We start from the raw sequence: 19,309 nt of genomic DNA on the forward strand, positions 1-19,309 counted from the left end.
AACTGCCTGCCTGCGTAACTGCCTGCCGCCGGCGCCGCCCACCCGCGGGCAACACACAAACCGGCACGCCCACTATCCGCGCCGTCCGCGCCTCAGCCAAGACCGGAGGATCGGGACCGGCTCCTCGCTCGCCTCCGTGCGGGCGGTGGCGGACGCGCGGGCACCGCGCGCTGCGCTCACGCCCTCGCCCAAGCGGCGTGAGAGGTCCGGCAAGGCGGACCTGGCGGTGCTGGCGTGGCGGCGCTCCTCCTCACTGCAGCGATTGGCCGAGCACGCGCAACACCTCGCCATTCATCTGCGCCACGTTGAAACGCATCAGATCACCCGCCGTCTGGGCCGCGCTGAAGGCATTGCCCGGCGCGAGCACAACCTGGTCGCGTAGCGCGGCTTGCGCCACCGCCGCCGCGTCCCGCCCGTCGGGCAGATGGCACCATAGATAAAAGCCGCCGCGCGGGATCGTCCAGGGGCGCACGCCGAGGCCCTCGAGCTGGGAGGTGATCTCCCGGCGCCGCTTCGCGAGGCGGCCGCGCAAGCTCTCAAGGTGCTTGCGATAGCTGCCGTCGCTGAGGGTTGCGAACACCAGCCCCGCCGCGACCGGGCTCGGCCCGCCGAAATTGGTCGCCACCTGGAGATCGACGAGGCCCTCGATCCAATCCGGCCGGGCAACGATATAACCGCAGCGGATCGAGGCCGAGAGCGTCTTGGAGAAGCTGCCGATGCGGATCACGCGCGCGAGCCCGTCCAGCGCGGCGAGGCGGGGGGACGGCTCCGGCTCGAAATCGGCGAAGATCTCATCCTCCACGATGGTGAGATCGTAAGCCGCCGCGGCGGTGAGGAGCCGGTGGGCGGTCTGCGGCGAGAGAGTTGCACCAGTGGGATTGTGGAGCGCGGAATTGGTGACATAGAGGCGCGGGCGGTGGGCCGCGAGCGCCTCGCCGAAGCGGGCGAGGTCCGGCCCGCTCCGCGTGTAGGGCACGCTGACGATCCGCACCCCATGGGCGCGCAGCAGCGCCTGGAAATTGAAATAGCAGGGATCGTCCACCAGGACGGTATCGCCCGGTTTCAGCAAGGCGCGACAGAGCAGATCCATGGCCCGTGAGCCCGAGGGGGTCAGCAGGATCTGGTCGGGTCCCGCCTCCATGCCCTCGGCCGCGAACTGGCGCGCCAGCAGGCGGCGCAGGGCAAGCGACCCGCGCGTGGAGCCATAGTCCGTGAGAATGGCGCCGTCCGCGCGGGCGAGCGCGCGGATCGCCCGGCGGATCGCGGCCTCGGGCATCCAATCGGCCGGCAGCCAGCCGCACCCAGGCCGCAGCATGTCCGGCCCGGCGTCGAGCGACTGCCGCGACACCCAGAGCGGATCGATGGCGCGGTCGAGCTTCGGCGCGACATCCCCCGGCACCACCGGCGGCACGGCGCCGGCGACAAAAAAGCCGGAGCCGGGACGCGAGCGTATCAGCCCTTCCGCCGCGAGGCGGTCATAAGCCTCCACGACGGTGGAGGGCGACACCTGCATGTCGCGGGCGAATTTGCGGATCGAGGGCAGCTTTTCCCCTGCCGCCAGGGCGCGGCCCGCCATGCGGCGGCGAATCTCGGCCATGACCGCGAGGGTCCGCATGCCGCGCACGCCTTCGGCGCGGGGGCCCGGGGTCCGGGCTTCGGAGGCGGTCTTTTGGGCTTCGCCCCCTTGATGCGCGCCGCCGTGCATCTCGCTGGTCACCAACTGTATGGCTCCATCCATCAATACTGTTCGGCACCAGCGTATGGGTGTGTTGCTGTCGCAGCAAGCCCGCCCGCGCTATCGCGGGCCAGGATGGGGGGACCGGACGGGGATCGCGCGCTGAGACCTTAGGGGCGGATTAGCCCCGCGCCCCGACGCGAGAGACCAAGGAGAAGCGTCATGCAGCGTTCGACGGCAGGCTGGGGCAGCGGCCTCCTCGGCGTCGTGATCTTTAGCGGCTCGCTTCCGGCCACGCGGGTGGCGGTGGGCGGATTCACGCCGCTGTTCCTCACCTCCGCCCGCGCGGTCATGGCGGCCCTGCTCGGCGCCGGCCTGCTCCTGCTGCTGCGTCAGAAGCGCCCGGCGCGGAGCGATCTCCGCCCGCTCGCGATTGTGGTGCTCGGGGTGGTGGTCGGCTTCCCACTCCTGACCGCGCTGGCGCTCCAGCACGTCACCTCGGCCCATTCCATGGTGTTCATCGGCCTGCTGCCGCTGGCCACCGCCGTGTTCGGCGTGGTCAGGGGCGGCGAGCGGCCGAGGCCGGCGTTCTGGCTGTTCTCGCTCGCCGGCGCCGCCTGCGTCGCCGGTTTCGCCTGGGCGGGCGGCGGCCCCGCCTCGCGCGTCGGCGATCTGCTGATGCTGGCGGCCATCATTCTGTGTGGCCTTGGCTATGCGGAAGGCGCCCGCCTCTCGCGTCGCCTGGGCGGGTGGCAGGTGATCTCCTGGGCCCTGGTGGGTGCGCTCCCCGTCATGGCGGGGATCGCGCTTTTAACCCTGCCGCCGGTATGGAGCGGCATCGGCGCGGCGGCTTGGCTCGGCCTTGCCTATGTCTCGGTGTTCAGCATGCTGGTGGGCTTCGTCTTCTGGTACCGGGGGCTGGCGCTGGGGGGCATCGCCGGTGTGGGCCAGCTCCAACTGCTCCAGCCGTTCTTCGGGCTGGCGCTCGCCGGGCTGCTGCTCGGCGAACCAGTGGCCTGGACCATGATCGCCACCACCGCACTGGTGGTGCTCTGCGTCGCCGGCAGCAAACGCTATGCCTGAGGGGCGGAGCCGCGAAGGTCGTCCGAAAATGAAAAGGGCGGCCCGAGAGCCGCCCTTTCCTTTTCATACAGACTGCGCGGACGGCCGATCACTCGGCGGCGCCGGCCTCATTCTCTTCCTTGGCCGCATCGCGGGCTGCGTCGCGCTCGGCCTTTTCCTTGGCTTCCATGTCCTCGCCGGTGATCTGGTCGACCACCTTCATGGACAGGCGGGTCTTGCCGCGCTCGTCGAACCCGACCAGCTTGACCTTGACCTTGTCGCCTTCCTTGACCACGTCCGAGGTCTTGTTGACCCGGTCCTTGGCAAGCTGGGAGATGTGGACCAGGCCATCCTTGGAACCGAAGAAGTTCACGAAGGCGCCGAAGTCCACGACCTTCACGACCGTGCCGTCATAGATCTGGCCGACTTCCGGCTCGGAGGCGATGGACTTGATCCAATTGATCGCCGCCTTGATGGACTCGCCATTGGCGGACGCGATCTTGATGGTGCCGTCGTCCTCGATGTTGATCTTGGCGCCGGTCTTCTCGACGATCTCGCGGATCACCTTGCCGCCGGAACCGATCACTTCGCGGATCTTGTCCACCGGGATGTTCATCACCTCGATGCGCGGAGCATGCTCGCCCAGCTCGGCGCGGGCGGAGGTCAGCGCCTTCGCCATCTCGCCGAGGATATGGGCGCGGCCTTCCTTGGCCTGGCCGAGGGCGACCTTCATGATCTCCTCGGTGATGCCGGCGATCTTGATGTCCATCTGCAGCGCGGTGACGCCACGATCCGTGCCGGCCACCTTGAAGTCCATGTCGCCGAGGTGATCCTCGTCGCCGAGGATGTCCGAGAGCACGGCGAACTTGCCGCCTTCCAGGATCAGGCCCATGGCGATGCCGGCCACCGGACGGCGCAGGGGAACGCCCGCATCCATCAGCGAGAGCGAGGCGCCGCAGACCGTCGCCATCGACGACGAGCCGTTGGATTCCAGGATCTCGGAGACCACGCGCAGGGTGTAGGGGAATTCATGCTTCGGCGGCAGCATGGGGCGGATGGCGCGCCATGCGAGCTTGCCGTGGCCGATTTCGCGGCGGCCGGGCGAACCCATGCGGCCGGCTTCACCCACCGAGAAGGGGGGGAAGTTGTAGTGCAGCAGGAAGTGTTCCTTGTAGGTGCCTTCCAGGCTGTCGATGAACTGCTCGTCCTCGCCGGTGCCCAGCGTGGCGACAACCAGCGCCTGGGTCTCGCCACGGGTGAACAGGGCCGAGCCGTGGGCGCGCGGCAGCACGCCGACTTCCGATTCGATCGGGCGCACGGTGCGCACGTCGCGGCCGTCGATGCGGATGCCGTCGTCGAGGATGGCCCAGCGCACGATCTTGGCTTCGAGGCCCTTCAGCACTTCGCCGACCTGCTGGCCGGCGGGCACCGCTTGGCCGTCCATGGCCAGTTCCTCGAAATACTTCTTCACTTTGGACTTGGCGGCGCCGACCGCTTCGTAGCGGGCCTGCTTCTGCACGATCTTGTAGGCGGCGCGCAGATCGGCTTCGGCGATCTCGCGGATCTTCGCCTCAAGCGCCGAATTGTCGGTGGCGGAGAACGGACGCGGCTCCTTGGCGGCCTTCTCGGCGAGGCGGATGATGGCCTCGATCACCGGCTGGAAGTGGCGGTGGCCGAACATGACCGCGCCGAGCATGATTTCCTCGGGCAGCTCCTTGGCTTCCGATTCCACCATCAGCACGGCATCGCCGGTGCCGGCGACCACCAGGTCGAGCGCGCTTTCCTTCAGCTCGTCGATGGTGGGGTTCAGCACATATTCATTGTCGATGAAGCCGACGCGGGCGCCGCCGATGGGACCCATGAAGGGTACGCCGGAGAGCGTGAGGGCGGCCGAGGCGCCGACGATGCCGGCGATGTCCGGATCATTCTCCAGATCGTGCGCCAGCACGGTGATGACCACCTGGGTCTCGTTGCGGTAGCCGTCGGCGAACAGCGGGCGGATCGGACGGTCGATCAGGCGGGAGACCAGGGTCTCCTTTTCGCTCGGACGGCCTTCGCGCTTGAAATAGCCGCCGGGGATGCGGCCGGCCGCATAGGTCTTTTCCTGGTAATTGACCGTCAGCGGAAAGAAATCGATGCCGGGCTTCGCCTCACGGGCGGAAACGGCGGTGGCGAGCAGCTTGGTGTCGCCGTAGGTGACAAGAACCGCGCCGTCAGCCTGGCGGGCCATCTTGCCGGTTTCGAGGATCAGGGTGCGTCCGCCCCAATCCAGCTCTTCGCGATGAATATCGAACATGGAATTTATCTCTCTCGTCCTTCGAAGCGGGAGAGCCATGAGCAAGACGGCCGGACGCACCGCGCGCCACCGCTCCCCGCAATGGGGGCGGCTGCGACGGTTGCGTCCGGCGATCCTGCCATGACTATCCCTGAGCTTCGCTTGTGCGCGGCGGGCCCCATGCCCGACGCGTCGTGCCCCGCCTCATCGGCGGTGCACCGGAGCCCGACGCGGAAAAGGTCCGACCTTTTCGACCGCGGCAGGCTCCGCCGGCATCAGCGACGCAGGCCCAGACGCTCGATCAGCGCCTTGTAACGGGCTTCGTCCTTGCGCTTCAGATAATCCAGGAGGCTGCGGCGGGTGGAGACCAGCTTCAGCAGGCCGCGGCGGGAATGGTTGTCCTTGTTATGGGACTTGAAGTGCTCGGTCAGGTTGGAGATGCGTTCGGACAGAATCGCAACCTGGACCTCCGGCGAACCCGTGTCGCCGGCCTTGGCACCGAAATCCTGAATGAGCGCCTGCTTGCGCTCGATGGTGATCGACATCGGATGATCCTTTCAAACAGAAGAAAAACGAAAGGCTCCACCGAGGCACGCGGGCCGTGAACGGTTCATGCCGTGAACGGAACGCAGTGCGATGGGGGCCTGCCCATTCGGCCGGGCCGGGATGTCGTCCAGCGCGGTCAAAAGAAGGGCGCGCGCAGTCCCCTGGGAAAAATCCAGGAGCGCTACACGCGCGCACCATACACGAAAGCCCTTCCAGCGCCAGCGGTTCTTGAATCCTGCGCGGGGAAGGAGTCTTGCCGCGGCGCGCGGGCTTCCCGTATGCCCCCTCCCTGACCCTCTCCCGCGCGCGGGAGAGGGAATTGTGCGGGTTTGCGGGGAGAGGATTTGCGCCGAAAGCACCATCGCCCCCCGCCCCCCTTGCGGAGGAGGGCTGGGGGAAATCCGAGGAGGGGCACACGCCATTTCCGGCGGATGCAAATTCAACGGCTGAGAATCCCTCTCTCCCCCAAGGGGGAAGTAAGTTGTTAGCCGGTGAAGTATTTCCCCTCAGGCCGTGCGGCGCAGGGCGCGGGGCATGGCGCGGGACCAGTTGAACACGCGATGGGGACGGATTTCGCCCTCCACCATGTCGCCGATGGCGACGAGGCTGCCCTGGCAGCTCACCGCCACATGCCCCTCGAAGATCGGCGCGTCGCGGCCGCGCAGGAACACATTCTGCCCGCAGCGCAGGCGATGGGCGTCCTGCGGCGACAAGGAGAGTTGCGGCAGCTCCTCCAGCGCGCAATCCACCGGGTCGAGCGCCTCGAACAGCGGGCCTTCCCCGGCATCGGCGCGGGCGCGCAGATCGTCGAGGGTGACAAGCTGCTCCTCCAGGAACGCCCCCACCGCCGCGCGACGCAGCATGGAGACGTGGCCGAGCGCGCCCAGCATGCGGCCGAGGTCGCGGGCGATGGCGCGCACGTAGGTGCCCTTGCCGCATTGCGCTTCCAACACCGCATGGTCGGCGTCGGGACGGTCCACGAGATCGAGCCGGTGGATCACCACCGGGCGGGCCTCCAGCACCACCTGCTCGCCCTCTCGGGCAAGATCATAGGCGCGCTCGCCGCCGATCTTCAGCGCAGAATAGGCCGGCGGCACCTGCATCACCTGGCCCCGGAACGCGTCGAGCGCATCGAGAATGGCCGCATCGCTCGGGCGCAGGTCGCTGGTGGCCACCGGCGAACCCTCGGCATCGTCGGTGTCCATCTCGGTGCCGAAGCGCACGGTGAAGCGATAGGTCTTCTGCCCGTCCATCACATAGGGCACGGTCTTGGTGGCCTCGCCGAAGGCGATCGGCAGGCAGCCCGACGCGAGCGGATCGAGCGTGCCGGCATGGCCCGCCTTCTTGGCGTTGAACAGGCGCTTCACCACCGAAACCGCCTGGGTGGAGGTCATGCCCACGGGCTTGTCCAGCAGCACCCAGCCGTCGATGTCGCGCTTGGGCAGGCGGGGGCGCTGGGGATCGTCCGGCGCGCGCGGGGTGCGGGGGCGCGGATCGGCGCTCTTGTAGCGCGGGCGCTCGCCCTCGCGCGGCGCGCGGGCGGCGGGTTCGTCGCGGCGCGCATCCACATCGCTCTCTAGCGGGGCGCCGGCGACCGGCATTCCAGCCAGAGTCGGGTTCAGGTCCTCGTTGAGGTCCAGGGTCGCCACGCCGGCTTCGTCCTCGATCCGCATCATTCGTCTTCCGTCTTGGCTTTATCGTCGAGGGTGAAGGGTTCGTGGGAGAGGTCGCGCAGCACCTCGGGCTTGCGCAGCAGCGCGTCGATGCGCGCGCCCTCCTCGAACGAGGTGTCCTTCATGAAGCGCAGGGCCGGGACGGACTTCAGCTCCACCCGGCGCCCGACCTCGGTGCGCAGCACCTTCTGGTGCACGGCCAGCGCCTTCAGCACCGGCTGGATGTCATTGCCGCCGAGCGGCATGACATAGCAGGTGGCGATCTTCAGATCCGGCGACATGCGCACTTCCGGTACCGTGATGATGCGGCCGGAGAGCACCGGGTCCACCACCGCGTCGCCGCGCGCGAGCACGTCGGCCAAAGCGTGGCGCACCAGTTCGCCGACGCGCAGCATGCGCTGGCTCGGGCCCGAGCCCGGTCCAGAACGAGTTTGAGTCTTCATTGTCGAAACCTTCTCGGCGCGCCGCTTGTCGCGGGCTTTGAGCGCCATGGAAAACATGAGGCCGGCGGGCTTGGACCGTCCGGCCTCGATGACAATCATACCGGCAAACCCGGCGAACGCATGGCGTTGACGTCCCCTAAGGTCCCTCCCCCCTTGAGGGGGAGGGCTCGGGAGGGGGTATCTCTCCACGCAAACGATTTCCGCGCGGTCGCGAGATACCCCCTCCCCAACCCTCCCCCCTCAAGGGGGGAGGGAGTTCCTCGGCAAGGAGAAGCCTCAGCCGCGCATCACAGCGAGCGCTGGATGACCTCGACGCGGTAGCATTCGATCACGTCCCCGGCGCGCATGTCCTGGTAGTTCTCGAACGACATGCCGCATTCCTGGCCCGCGACCACCGTGTTCACGGCGTCCTTGAAGCGGTTCAGGGTGGCAAGCTTGCCTTCGTGGATCACGACATTGTCGCGGATCAGGCGCACGTGCTGGCCGCGCTCCACAGTGCCGTCGGTAACCCGGCAGCCCGCAACCTTGCCCACCTTGGAGACCGCGAAGATCTCCAGGATGAGGGCATTGCCCAGCATCGTCTCGCGATTGATGGGGGCGAGCAGGCCGCTCATGGCCTTCTTCACGTCGTCCACCAGGTCGTAGATGATGTTGTAGTAGCGGATCTCGATGCCGGCCTGTGCGGCGGCATCGCGGGCTTCCTTGTTGGCGCGGACGTTGAAGGCGATGATCGCGGCGCCGGAGGTTTCCGCCAGCGTCACGTCGCTTTCGTTGATGCCGCCGGCACCGGCGTGGATCACGCGGGCCTGCACCTCGTCGTTGCCGAGCTTCTCCAGGGCGCCGATGATGGCTTCCACGGAGCCGGACACGTCACCCTTGATGATGAGCGGGAATTCCTTCCGGCCGGTCGCCTTGACCTGGCTCATCATCTGTTCGAGCGAGCCGCGCATGGTGGCGGAACGGGCCGCCGCCTTCTCGCGCTTCTGGCGCTGGCGATAATCGGTGATCTCGCGGGCGCGGGCTTCATTCTCCACCACCGCGAGGCGGTCGCCCGCCTCCGGCGTGCCGTTGAAGCCGAGCACTTCAACCGGCATGGAGGGGCCGGCCGCGTCCACATTGGCGCCGGTGTCGGCGATGAGGGCGCGCACGCGACCCCATTCGGCACCCGCAACCACGATCTCGCCGATCTTCAGCGTGCCGCGCTGCACCAGCACGGTCGCGACCGGGCCGCGTCCGCGATCGAGCTTGGCTTCGACCACTGTTCCTTCCGCGGGGCGGGTGGGATCGGCGGTTAAATCGAGCAGTTCGCTCTGCAGGGCGATCATTTCCAGCAGCTTGTCGAGATTGATCTGCTTGGTGGCGGAAACTTCCACCTCCAAGGTCTCGCCGCCCAGGCTTTCCACCTGAATCTCGTACTGGAGCAGCTCGCTGCGCACCCGTTCGGGCTTGGCGTCGGGCTTATCGATCTTATTGATGGCGACGATGATCGGCACGCCCGCCGCCTTGGCGTGGGCGATGGCTTCCGCCGTCTGGGGCATCACGCCGTCGTCGGCCGCCACCACCAGAACCACGATATCCGTCACCTTGGCGCCGCGGGCGCGCATGGCGGTGAAGGCGGCGTGGCCGGGGGTGTCGATGAAGGTGATCTTGCTGCCCGAGGGCGAGGTCACCTGATAGGCGCCGATATGCTGGGTGATGCCGCCGGCCTCGCCGGAGACGACGGCGGTCTTGCGGATCGCGTCGAGCAGCGAGGTCTTGCCGTGGTCGACATGGCCCATGATGGTCACGACGGCCGGGCGCGGCTGCAGGGATTCGGGCGCGTCGACGGTGTCGAACAGGCCTTCCTCAACATCCGATTCCGACACGCGGCGCACCGTGTGGCCAAGATCCTCGGCGATCAGCTGGGCGGTGTCGGCGTCGACCACGTCCGTGATCTTCACCATCTGGCCCTGCTTCATCAGCATGCGGATCACGTCCACAGCCCGTTCGGACATGCGGTTGGCGAGTTCCTGAATGGTGATGGTCTCGGGCAGGATCACCTCACGGACGATCTTTTCCTTGGCCTCCTGCACCCGATGGCCGGTCATGCGCTGGGTGCGACGGCGGAACGAGGCCAGCGAGCGCTGGCGTTCCTCGTCGCCCGACAGGGCGGTCACGAGCGTCAGGCGGCCACGGCTCTTTTCGGCGCCGGGGCCCTTGGGCAGCTTGGCCGGGGGCGCGGGACGCGGCGCGGCGGGGCTGCGGCGCACCGCTGCACCCTTGCGCTCTTCTTCCTCGGCCGTCTCGGCATTGGCGGTGCCGGCGGGGCGGGCGGTGAGCGGACGCGCGGTGGTCGCGGTACCGGCCGGACGCGCGGCGCCGCTGGTATCCTCGCCGCCGAAGCGCTTGCGCGCCTCCTGCTCGGCCTTGCGCTTGCTCTCGTCCTCGTTCGCGCGGCGGCTTTCTTCCTCGCGCTTGCGGGCTTCGGCAGCGTCGCGCTCGACACGCTCGGCACGCTCGCGCTCGGCGCGGCGACGCGCCTCTTCCTCGGCGATCCGGCGCTCTTCCGCCATGCGCCGCTCTTCCACTTCGCGGACGCGGGCATCGGCAAGGGCGCTGGCGCGCATGTTGCGCTCTTCATCGGTCAGCGTGCGCAGCACCACGCCCGAACCGCCGGGGCGGTTGGAACCGGGCCGGGCGGCCGGGGTGCCGCCGGCACCGGGACGGCGTTCGCCGCTCGGTGCGGCACCGCCGCGCTGGGCCCCGCCCTGGGCAGGGCGCTGGGCCTGGCCGGAAGCGGCTTGGCCGGAACCGGATTGGCCGCCGCGCTGCGATGCGCCGGAGGCGCTGCGATTGCCACCCGCACCGGCCGAGCGCGAGGACGAGCCGGCCGCGCTGGTGCGGCCTTCGCCGGCACGCGAAGAGGCGGCCGAGCGCGTCTCGCTCGGACGCGGTTCGCTCGGGCGGGATTCGGACTGGCGCGATTCCGGGGCTTTCGCCTCGGCGGGCTTTGCGTCCATCGGCTTTGCCTGCGAGACCGGTTCCGCGGCCGCCTGGGGGGCGGGAGCGGGTTCCGCCGGCGCCTTCGCCTCGACCACCGGAGCGGCGGGGGCGGCGACTTCCGGCGCGGGCGCCGGGGGAGCTGCAACGGGCTGCGGGGCGGCAGCCTCGGCCGGCGCGCTCACAGGTGCAGGTGTGGATGCAGGTGCGGACGCAGGAGCCTTGGCTTCCACCGGCACGGCGGGCGCAGCAGCGGGCGCCGGGGCAGCCGGGCGCGGCGCCGCCGGAGCGGGTCCAGCGGCGGGAGCCGGAGCTGCGGGCGCCGCCGGGCGCGGGGCGGCCGCCGGCGCAGCCGGAGCAGCGCTCGCCGGCGCGGCATCACCCGGGCCGAACACGCGGCGCTTCACCTTCTCCACCACGACCGCCTTGGAGCGGCCATGGCTGAAGCTCTGGCGCACGGTGCCCTGCTCCACGGGTCGCTTGAGGGTCAGCGTCTTGCCGGTGGCAGGGTGGAGCGTCTTGTCGCCGGGTGTCTTAGTGTCGTTCATTCCGTATCCGTTCCTGGCATCCGGTCGAGCGTCAGGCCATGCCCGTCCGGTGCGCGGGCGGATGTTCCCATCCGCCAGCGCTCGAGCTTTCGGCAGCGCGCGAGAAATCCCGCGGTCGTCGGATGCGCGAGCAGCGCAGCGTGTACCACATTTGACCGCCCGAGCGCCAAGTCCAATTCGAGGCCCGATAAACAGTCGACGATGTCCACCGGACTCATGCCGGCGGCTTCTCTCTGACGGGCAATGCCGTCGAGTTTGCGTTTCCCATCCGGACGGCCGTCGGCAGCATGCAGCAGCACGCGCACGGGGTCCGCATGGAGGGCGGCATCCACCTTGGTGGTGCCGGTGATGACCCGGCCCGCTTTGTTCGCCATCGACAAGGCGCTGCGGGTATCGGCCAACATGAGGGTATCGATGAGGTCGGGCAGATCGGGGGGAATCGTGCCCTTGCCCTTGAACGCGCGGCCGAACGCCTTGCGCTTCAAGGCTTCGGCGAGGGCGGCGCGGGTCGCGGTGACCCAGGCGCCCCGGCCGGGAAGCTTAGCGGCGAGATCCGGGACGATGGTGCCGTCCGGCCCCATCACGAAGCGGATCATCTGCGCAACCGGCGTGACGGCGCGCGTCGCGAGGCACAGACGCGCCAGCGGCGCGCGCGCGGACACAAGCCCGCGCGGCCCCCCATCGGTCTCTTCCTCGATCACACTCGCTGCCAGCACGCCGGGTCATCTCCTTTTCTCTCAGGTCTGGATTTCGTCGGACACATCTTCGTCATCCGCGCCATGGGCGTCGGAGTCGAGATCGTCCTGCGAAATCCAGCCGGCCGCGACACGGGCCTGCATAATGATGTGTTCCGAATCCTCGCGGGTGAGGTCGAAGCCGTCGAGCGCGCCGGGGAAACGGGTGGTCTCGCCGTCCTTGCGTTCCGACCAGCCGGTCAGATCGTCGGTGGCGCAGCCGGCCAGGTCTTCCACGGTCTTGATGTCGTGCTTGCCGAACGCCACCAGCATCTTGGAGGTGACGCCGGGCACGTTGGCGAGGGCGTCTTCCACGCCCAATTCCTTGCGCTCATTGTCGAGCGCCTCTTCCACGTCGGCGAGGTTCTTCAGGGCGCGCGCCTGCAGTTCGCCGGCGGTCTCCTCATCGAAGCCCTCGATTGAGGCGAGTTCGGAAATCGGCACATAGGCGATTTCCTCCACCGAGGCGAAGCCCTCGGAGGCGAGCAACTGGCCCATCATCTCGTCGAGATCGAGGGCTTCCGCGAACATGGTGGTGCGCTCGGCGAATTCCTTCTGGCGCCGCTCGCTCTCCTCCGCCTCGGTCATGATGTCGATGTCCCAGCCGGTGAGCTGGGAGGCGAGGCGCACGTTCTGCCCGCGCCGGCCGATGGCGAGCGAGAGCTGGGCGTCGGGCACCACGACTTCGATGCGCTCGCGATCCTCGTCCAGCACCACCTTGACCACTTCGGCCGGGGCGAGCGCATTGACGATGAAGGTGGCGATCTCGGGGTTCCAGGGGATGATGTCGATCTTCTCGCCCTGCAGTTCGTTCACCACCGCCTGCACGCGCGAGCCGCGCATGCCGACGCAGGCGCCGACCGGGTCCACCGACTGGTCGCGCGAGACCACGGCGATCTTGGCGCGCGAGCCGGGGTCGCGGGCGACCGCCTTGATCTCGACGATGCCGTCATAGATCTCGGGCACTTCCTGCGCGAACAGCTTGGCCATGAACTGGGGATGGGTGCGCGAGAGGAAGATCTGCGGCCCGCGCGGCTCGCGCCGCACGTCGTAGATGTAGGCGCGCACGCGGTCGCCGGTCTTCACCACTTCGCGCGGCAGCAATTCGTCGCGGCGCAGAATGGCTTCGCCGCGGCCGAGATCGACCACCACGTTGCCGTATTCCACCCGCTTCACGAGGCCGTTGGAAACCTCGCCGATGCGGTCCTTATATTCGTCATACTGGCGATCGCGCTCGGCCTCGCGCACCTTCTGCACGATCACCTGCTTGGCGCTCTGCGCGGCGATGCGGCCGAAATCGAACGGCGGCAGGGTATCGGCGATGGTATCGCCGACCTGGGCGGCGGGATTGTGCCGGCGCGCGCCATCCAGCGTGATCTCGGTGGCGAAATTCTCCACCTCGTCCACCACCAGCAGATGGCGGGCGAGCCGCAATTCGCCGGTCTTGGGATTGATGTCGGCGTGGATGTCCGTCTCCTGGCCGTAGCGCGAGCGCGCGGCCTTGGCGATGGCATCTTCCATGGCGGCAATGACGATGCTGCGATCGATCGTCTTCTCGCGGGCGACCGCTTCGGCGATCTGCAGCAGCTCGAGCCGGTTTGCGCTGACGGCAACCATCAGTGCGTCTCCTTCGCTTTGGCATTGCCGCCCTTGGCCTTGCGGGCCGGGGGCTTTGATTTGGTCTTGCCGGCCTTGGGCTTTTCCAGCTTGCGCGGCTGCAAGGGCTTTTCAGGCTTGGATTTGACGGGCTTGGAGGGGGCGGGCGCGGCGTCGCCGTCATCGGCGGCGATGTCAGCGCCTTCGGCCAATTCGTCTTCGTCCATCTCGTCCAGCGCGCGGCCGGCGGCTTTCGCCCGGCGCAGCGCCTCGGTGATGAGATCGTCGGTGAGGATCAGCCGGGCATCGCCGATATCGGCGACCGGCAGGCGCGAGACCGGATCTTCCCCGGCGGGCGCATCGGGGCGCCGCACCAAGGCAAGGCCGCCCTCGGTGCCGAGCAGGATGCCGCGAAAGCGCTTGCGGCCGTCCAGCGGCACGGCCATTTCCACCTTCAGCTCATGGCCCGACCAGCGATCGAAATCGGTGAGGCGCACCAAGGGCCGGTCGATGCCGGGGGAGGAGATTTCCAGGCGATAGGCGCTGGCGATGGGGTCTTCCACGTCGAGCACGGGGGAGACGGCGCGGGAGACCAGCTCGCAATCGTCGATGGTCATGGAGCCGTCGGGGCGCTCGGCCATGATCTGCAGCGTGCCGCCGTCGCGGGCCGTGTGCTTCACGCGCACCAGCCGCAGGCCGAGGCCGGCGAGCACGGGACCGACGATGCCGGCGACGCGCGCGGCCACACCCGTCTCGATGATGAGGCGGGGTTCGTTCAGGTCTCCGGTGTCCACACCGTGGGTCGCTTGCGTATCGGTCATGTCCCTCCGGGACGTCTTTCTTCCTGTGGCGCGTGGGCGCCGTGTGTCACTGGCGCGGATGCGCCGCTCTTATCTCTGGCGCCTTGGCGCCGAATACAGCGCCTGCGCGCCCCTTCATTCCCTCATCGGCCGCGCCCGCATCTGCCGCGCCCGCTGGGGCGGCGGCTTGGGCCCGGATCGCCGGCCCGGCGCAAAAGCGGGGGAAGCGACCGGACGGCACCGCGGATCGAAGGTTCGAGGCGCAAGGGTACGGGGCATATGCGCTCCGCAGACGATTGCGTAAACGAAAATCGAGCGGGTCCCGGCGGGGGCCCACTCTCATCACCTTCGACGACGATGGCTCTGAGGTATCCCCGTTGGGGGACAGCGCTAATATAGACGGAACGGCGGGGGATGCAAGGGCGGGGGATGGGGCGAGTGCAATCTCAATATCGAGATACTTCAAGACTTGAGCCCTCGAATTTCGCGCCCCTCAGAAAATCGGGTGTAACGCCCATTTCTAACTGATTTTGCACAAGCCTCACCCTCGCCCGAGGCGAGATTCGCTGTTACCCTTTAAAAATACCGACCACGCTCAGCAATCGACGCCACCCGTTCCGAAACATCCATCTGGTAGATTCTTCATGACCACTCTTAGAGTTAAGCAAATTAAGAAGAGATTGCTAGATTTATTTAAACAACACCTAGATTTGAGAGATATTTCAATATCCGACAAAGAAAGAGAAAATAAGATATTAACGCGTTGTTTGGCCGCATTTGCTATATATACTCAAACAGGCTGCTCTGAAAAAGATGCTGCAATATCTATTTGGGACGGCTCGGGTGACAATGGTATCGATGCCGTTTATTATGACAAGTCTAGCTCAAAGGTAATTATCGTTCAATCAAAGTGGATTCACTCGGGAAGTGGCGAGCCCGAAGCCAAGGATATTTCAACTTTTGCTAACGGCGTTAAGGATTTAGTTGAGCTGGAGACAGCAAATTTCTCCGAGAGATTACACTCAAAAATATTTGCTATATCAGAGGCAATTAATACGCCCGGTACCACGTTAGATTTGATCATAATAACTACTGGTTCAAGTAAAATTGCTCGGCCAGGCATGGCTGCCTTGGAACGAATTGCGTCAGAATTAAACGGTTCCGATCAGCAAGAACCATTGGCAACCACTCAAATTATCGGATTGCCCGACGTGTATCCTGCTATAGCTAGCGGATCATCTCACGACAAAATTTCTATTGATGCAAATATAATTGACTGGTCTTTTGTTTCTCAGCCGTACGCGGCCTACTTCGGTATTGTCGACGGACTCCAACTTAAAACGTGGTGGTCTAGTTTTGGAAAACGATTAGTTGCAAAAAATATCAGACATTCCCTCGGACACACAGATGTTAATAATCAAATTATGAAAACTGCTATTTCGAACCCTGAAAATTTCTGGTATTTTAACAACGGAATCACTCTTATTGCCGATGAGGCTTTAAAGGCCCCAGTAGCGGCAGCATCCCGCTCATCTGGGGTATTTCAATTCAACGGTGCGTCGATTGTGAACGGAGCACAAACCGTTAGCACGCTTGCGCGGGTTGAAAATGATGAAAATCTTGGGCTGGTTCGAGTTCCCATACGTGTAATATTGTTGAAAGGTGCGCCCGAAGGTTTTGGGGGCGAGGTAACTCGAACGAATAATCTTCAAAATCGAGTTGAAGGACGTGACTTCGTAGCGCAAGATCCGGAACAACGCCGCCTCCAAATGGAGATGGCCATCGAAAGTATAGAGTATCAATACTTACGTAGTGAGGATTTTATATCTTCACCACGATCGTGTGAACTAATTGAATTGACAACGGCACTAGCTTGCGCATCCGGAGATGCCTCACACGCAGTAGCGGTTAAGACCGGAATCGGACGGTTTTACAACGATCTTACAAAAGCGCCTTATAAGGCGCTCTTCAATGCAAAGCTAAGCGGGGCGAGAGCTTTCAATACGATCACAATTCAGCGAAAAATAGATCAGTGGATCGACAATAAGCAGAGTATGGCTGGAAAGAAAAGTGGATTTTCTTGGGGTGTCTTAATACACGGGAATAGAATACTTGCTTCATCTGTATTTAAATTGATTGATGTAAACATAATGTCTCAGTCAATATCCGATTTTGATAAATCAGTTCAAATTTTAAATATCGAGAAAAAATGCGATGATATATATAAGGGAATGGTTAGTGTGTTAGACAAGGACTATCAGGGTAAATTTCTTGCAGTCTTGTTTAAGAGCACATCGATGAGTAAGGATGTTCTCGAAAAATCGATCCAATTTTACAAAGATAAAACAGATAAATAGCACTGTTGCAATATCTCACCCCCGCACAAACTCCAGATACGTCGGCACGCGCCCTTCCCTGAGCGCCTTGGCCTCGTAGCGGGTGCCGGGCCAGCCGGCATAGGGCGTGCGCCAATCGTCCGCCGTGCGGGCGGTCCATGTGAAGACGCCGTGGGCGCGGATCTCGCGCAGGGTCCAGTCCACATAGTCCGGCACGTCGCTGGCGAAGCGGAACGTGCCGCCCGGCGCGAGCGCGCGGGCCAGCAGGTCCAGATTGTCGGGGCGCACGAAGCGGCGCTTCCAGTGGCGGCGCTTGGGCCAGGGATCGGGATAAAGCAGGCTCGCGCCGGCGAGCGATCCTTCCGGCAGGCGCGCCAGCAGCAGCGCCGCGTCGCGGTCGAACAGGCGCACATTCTCGCGCGGCGTCGCCTCCAGCCCCGTCACCGCCTTCACCATGCCGTTGAGAAAGGGCTCCACGCCGATGAAGCCGGTGCGCGGCGCCTCGGCCGCTCGGGCCAGCAGATGCTCGCCGCCGCCGAAGCCGATCTCCAGGCGCACCTCATCCACCGCGCCGGCGAACAGATCGGCGAGGGACATTTCGGGGGCGATGGAATCGAGGGCGATGAGATAGCGGGGGAGACTATCGCGCAGGGCGCTCACTTGGGCAGGGCGCAGCGGCTTGCCCACCCGGCGCCCGTAGAAGGCACCCTTCTCGTCGTAATCGGCAATCATGGGGTCTTCGTTCTGCAACCTTCGGTTGCGCCGTCAAATCCGCGCCCATTTCGCGGGCCGCGCGAGAACCTTCTGTGGAAGTTCTGCGGAAAAGGCGCGGAAAGGCGCGTCATTCGCAAAATTCTGCGCTTCTCCGTGGCGTTCTGCGGGCGAAATTCCTCATTCCGCCCGCAGCCCCAAAATGTTTCACGTGAAACCTAGAACGCCGATTTCAGAGCATCCACAAGGTCCGTCCGCTCCCAGGAGAAGCCGCCGTCGGCATCCGGGGTGCGGCCGAAATGGCCATAGGCGGAGGTGCGGGCATAGATCGGCTTGTTGAGGCCGAGATGCTCGCGAATGCCGCGCGGGCGCAGGTTCACCACCTGCCGCAGCACGGTTTCAAGCTTCGCCTCATCCACATGGCCGGTGCCGTGCAGGTCCACATAGACCGCCAGCGGGTCCGATACGCCAATGGCATAAGCGAGCTGGATGGTGGCGCGATCGGCCAGGCCGGCGGCAACCACATTCTTGGCGAGATAGCGCGCGGCATAGGCGGCCGAGCGATCCACCTTGGTCGGATCCTTGCCGGAGAAGGCGCCGCCGCCATGGGGCGCCGCTCCGCCGTAGGTGTCCACGATGATCTTGCGCCCGGTCAGGCCGCAATCGCCATCGGGGCCGCCGATCACGAACTTGCCGGTGGGGTTCACGTGCCACACCGTCTCGGGGGAGATCCAGCCCTCGGGCAAGGCCTGGGTGATGTAGGGTTCCACCAGCGAGCGCACGTCGTGGGAGGTGAGGTGCTCGTCCAGATGCTGGGTGGACAGCACGATCTGCGTCACGCCGACCGGCTTGCCGTTCTCATATTGCACGGTCACCTGGCTCTTGGCGTCCGGGCCGAGGGCGCCGGTCTCGCCGGAGCGGCGAGCTTCCGAGAGGGTTTTCAAGATCTTATGGGCATAGAAGATGGGGGCCGGCATCAGCTCCGGGGTCTCGCGCACGGCATAGCCGAACATGATTCCCTGGTCGCCCGCGCCCTCGTCCTTGTTGCCGTCGATGTCGACGCCCTGGGCGATGTCGGCGGACTGCGCATGCAGCACCACCTCGATATCGGCGGTCTCCCAATGGAAGCCGGCCTGCTCGTAGCCGATGTCCTTGATCGCAAGGCGCGCCTTGTGGGCGATCAGATCCTTGGTGATGGCCGAGGGGCCGCGGGTCTCGCCGGCGATCACCACCTTGTTGGTGGTGGCCAAGGTTTCAGCCGCCACGCGCACCTGCGAGGGGTCGAACCCTTGCTCCTGAGAGACGCTGAAGAAGGTATCGACCACCTCGTCCGAGATGCGGTCGCACACCTTGTCGGGATGCCCTTCGGACACAGACTCACTGGTGAACAAATAGGACTGACGCGACATATGCTTCCCCTCGCCCACCGACGGAGCTCGACCCTGCTTGTGTCAAAGGCCCGCGGGCCGGTCAAGACCGGCTCGCCGGCATTGGAGGGGGCTCAGGCCGGACGCTCGGCCGTTTCCTCGTCGCCGGCGATCGCGGTGACCAATTCCACGATCCGTCGGCGGATTTTTGCGTCCGAGATGCGCATGAAATTGCGGGTCAGGACGAGGCCATCCGATGTCGCAAGGAAATCAGAGACATACGCAGGCGAATGTGCTTCCCCGAAGCCCTCGGAATCGGTGGTCAGTGAGGGTGCGCCTTCGAAGAAGAAAGCAACGGGCACGCTGAGGACGAGCGAAATCTGCTGAAGCCGGCTGGCGCCGATGCGGTTGGTGCCTTTTTCGTACTTCTGGATCTGCTGGAAGGTGATCCCAAGGCTCTCGCCAAGCTTCTCCTGACTCATCCCCACCATCATGCGTCGCATACGCACACGGCTACCTACGTATTTATCAATAGGATTCGGCGCCTTCTTGGCCATGTTCTCT

14 protein-coding genes are annotated in these 19,309 nt (G+C 65.5%); 2 read left to right on the forward strand and 12 right to left on the reverse strand.

What is annotated here, in order from left to right; translation table 11 throughout:
- Positions 1-250 precede the first annotated feature (250 nt).
- Complete coding sequence (locus V5F77_RS18555; RefSeq protein WP_429006863.1) at positions 251-1,597, reverse strand: aminotransferase-like domain-containing protein; 1,347 nt, start codon at positions 1,595-1,597, stop codon at positions 251-253.
- Between the two features lie 300 nt (positions 1,598-1,897).
- Between V5F77_RS18555 and V5F77_RS18560 the strand changes: the two genes are divergently transcribed.
- The gene (locus tag V5F77_RS18560) at positions 1,898-2,758 is read left to right on the forward strand and encodes a DMT family transporter (RefSeq protein WP_429006822.1); all 861 of its coding nucleotides are present in this window, start codon (positions 1,898-1,900) and stop codon (positions 2,756-2,758) included.
- A gap of 88 nt (positions 2,759-2,846) precedes the next feature.
- On the opposite strand, the gene pnp is transcribed toward V5F77_RS18560, so the two are convergent.
- The 8 genes from pnp to rimP form a co-directional block, all read right to left on the reverse strand.
- Positions 2,847-5,033, reverse strand: a complete 2,187-nt coding sequence (pnp, locus tag V5F77_RS18565; protein ID WP_429006823.1) for a polyribonucleotide nucleotidyltransferase — start codon at positions 5,031-5,033, stop codon at positions 2,847-2,849.
- Between the two features lie 254 nt (positions 5,034-5,287).
- The gene (rpsO, locus tag V5F77_RS18570) at positions 5,288-5,557 is read right to left on the reverse strand and encodes a 30S ribosomal protein S15 (protein WP_429006824.1); all 270 of its coding nucleotides are present in this window, start codon (positions 5,555-5,557) and stop codon (positions 5,288-5,290) included.
- 507 nt (positions 5,558-6,064) lie between these two features.
- Positions 6,065-7,159, reverse strand: a complete 1,095-nt coding sequence (gene truB, locus V5F77_RS18575; RefSeq protein WP_429006864.1) for a tRNA pseudouridine(55) synthase TruB — start codon at positions 7,157-7,159, stop codon at positions 6,065-6,067.
- Positions 7,160-7,230: 71 nt separating this feature from the next.
- The gene (gene rbfA, locus V5F77_RS18580; RefSeq protein WP_429006825.1) at positions 7,231-7,674 is read right to left on the reverse strand and encodes a 30S ribosome-binding factor RbfA; all 444 of its coding nucleotides are present in this window, start codon (positions 7,672-7,674) and stop codon (positions 7,231-7,233) included.
- Positions 7,675-7,961: 287 nt separating this feature from the next.
- On the reverse strand, positions 7,962-11,201 hold the full coding sequence (infB, locus tag V5F77_RS18585) for a translation initiation factor IF-2 (protein WP_429006826.1): 3,240 nt from the start codon (positions 11,199-11,201) through the stop codon (positions 7,962-7,964).
- On the reverse strand, positions 11,198-11,917 hold the full coding sequence (locus V5F77_RS18590; protein ID WP_429006827.1) for an RNA-binding protein: 720 nt from the start codon (positions 11,915-11,917) through the stop codon (positions 11,198-11,200). The genes infB and V5F77_RS18590 overlap by 4 nt, the downstream gene beginning before the upstream one ends.
- Positions 11,918-11,938: 21 nt before the next feature.
- The gene (gene nusA / locus V5F77_RS18595; protein WP_429006828.1) at positions 11,939-13,552 is read right to left on the reverse strand and encodes a transcription termination factor NusA; all 1,614 of its coding nucleotides are present in this window, start codon (positions 13,550-13,552) and stop codon (positions 11,939-11,941) included.
- On the reverse strand, positions 13,552-14,352 hold the full coding sequence (gene rimP / locus V5F77_RS18600) for a ribosome maturation factor RimP (RefSeq protein WP_429006829.1): 801 nt from the start codon (positions 14,350-14,352) through the stop codon (positions 13,552-13,554). Before rimP ends, nusA begins: the two co-directional genes overlap by 1 nt.
- 623 nt (positions 14,353-14,975) lie before the next feature.
- Between rimP and V5F77_RS18605 the strand changes: the two genes are divergently transcribed.
- On the forward strand, positions 14,976-16,688 hold the full coding sequence (locus V5F77_RS18605; RefSeq protein WP_429006830.1) for an AIPR family protein: 1,713 nt from the start codon (positions 14,976-14,978) through the stop codon (positions 16,686-16,688).
- Positions 16,689-16,703: 15 nt separating this feature from the next.
- Here V5F77_RS18605 and trmB read toward each other — a convergent pair whose 3' ends face one another.
- The 3 genes from trmB to V5F77_RS18620 form a co-directional block, all read right to left on the reverse strand.
- Entirely contained in the window at positions 16,704-17,399 is a 696-nt protein-coding gene (gene trmB, locus V5F77_RS18610) for a tRNA (guanine(46)-N(7))-methyltransferase TrmB (protein ID WP_429006831.1), read from the reverse strand.
- 197 nt (positions 17,400-17,596) lie between these two features.
- Positions 17,597-18,787 carry a methionine adenosyltransferase gene (gene metK / locus V5F77_RS18615; RefSeq protein WP_429006832.1) on the reverse strand — a complete coding sequence of 397 codons (1,191 nt, stop codon included), beginning with the start codon at positions 18,785-18,787 and terminating at the stop codon, positions 17,597-17,599.
- A gap of 92 nt (positions 18,788-18,879) precedes the next feature.
- Positions 18,880-19,302, reverse strand: coding sequence for a helix-turn-helix domain-containing protein (locus V5F77_RS18620; RefSeq protein WP_429006833.1), 423 nt, complete (start codon positions 19,300-19,302; stop codon positions 18,880-18,882).
- Between the last annotated feature and the right edge of the window lie 7 nt (positions 19,303-19,309).

This window comes from Roseixanthobacter psychrophilus (assembly GCF_043195195.1).
GTDB lineage: Bacteria > Pseudomonadota > Alphaproteobacteria > Rhizobiales > Xanthobacteraceae > NCEH01.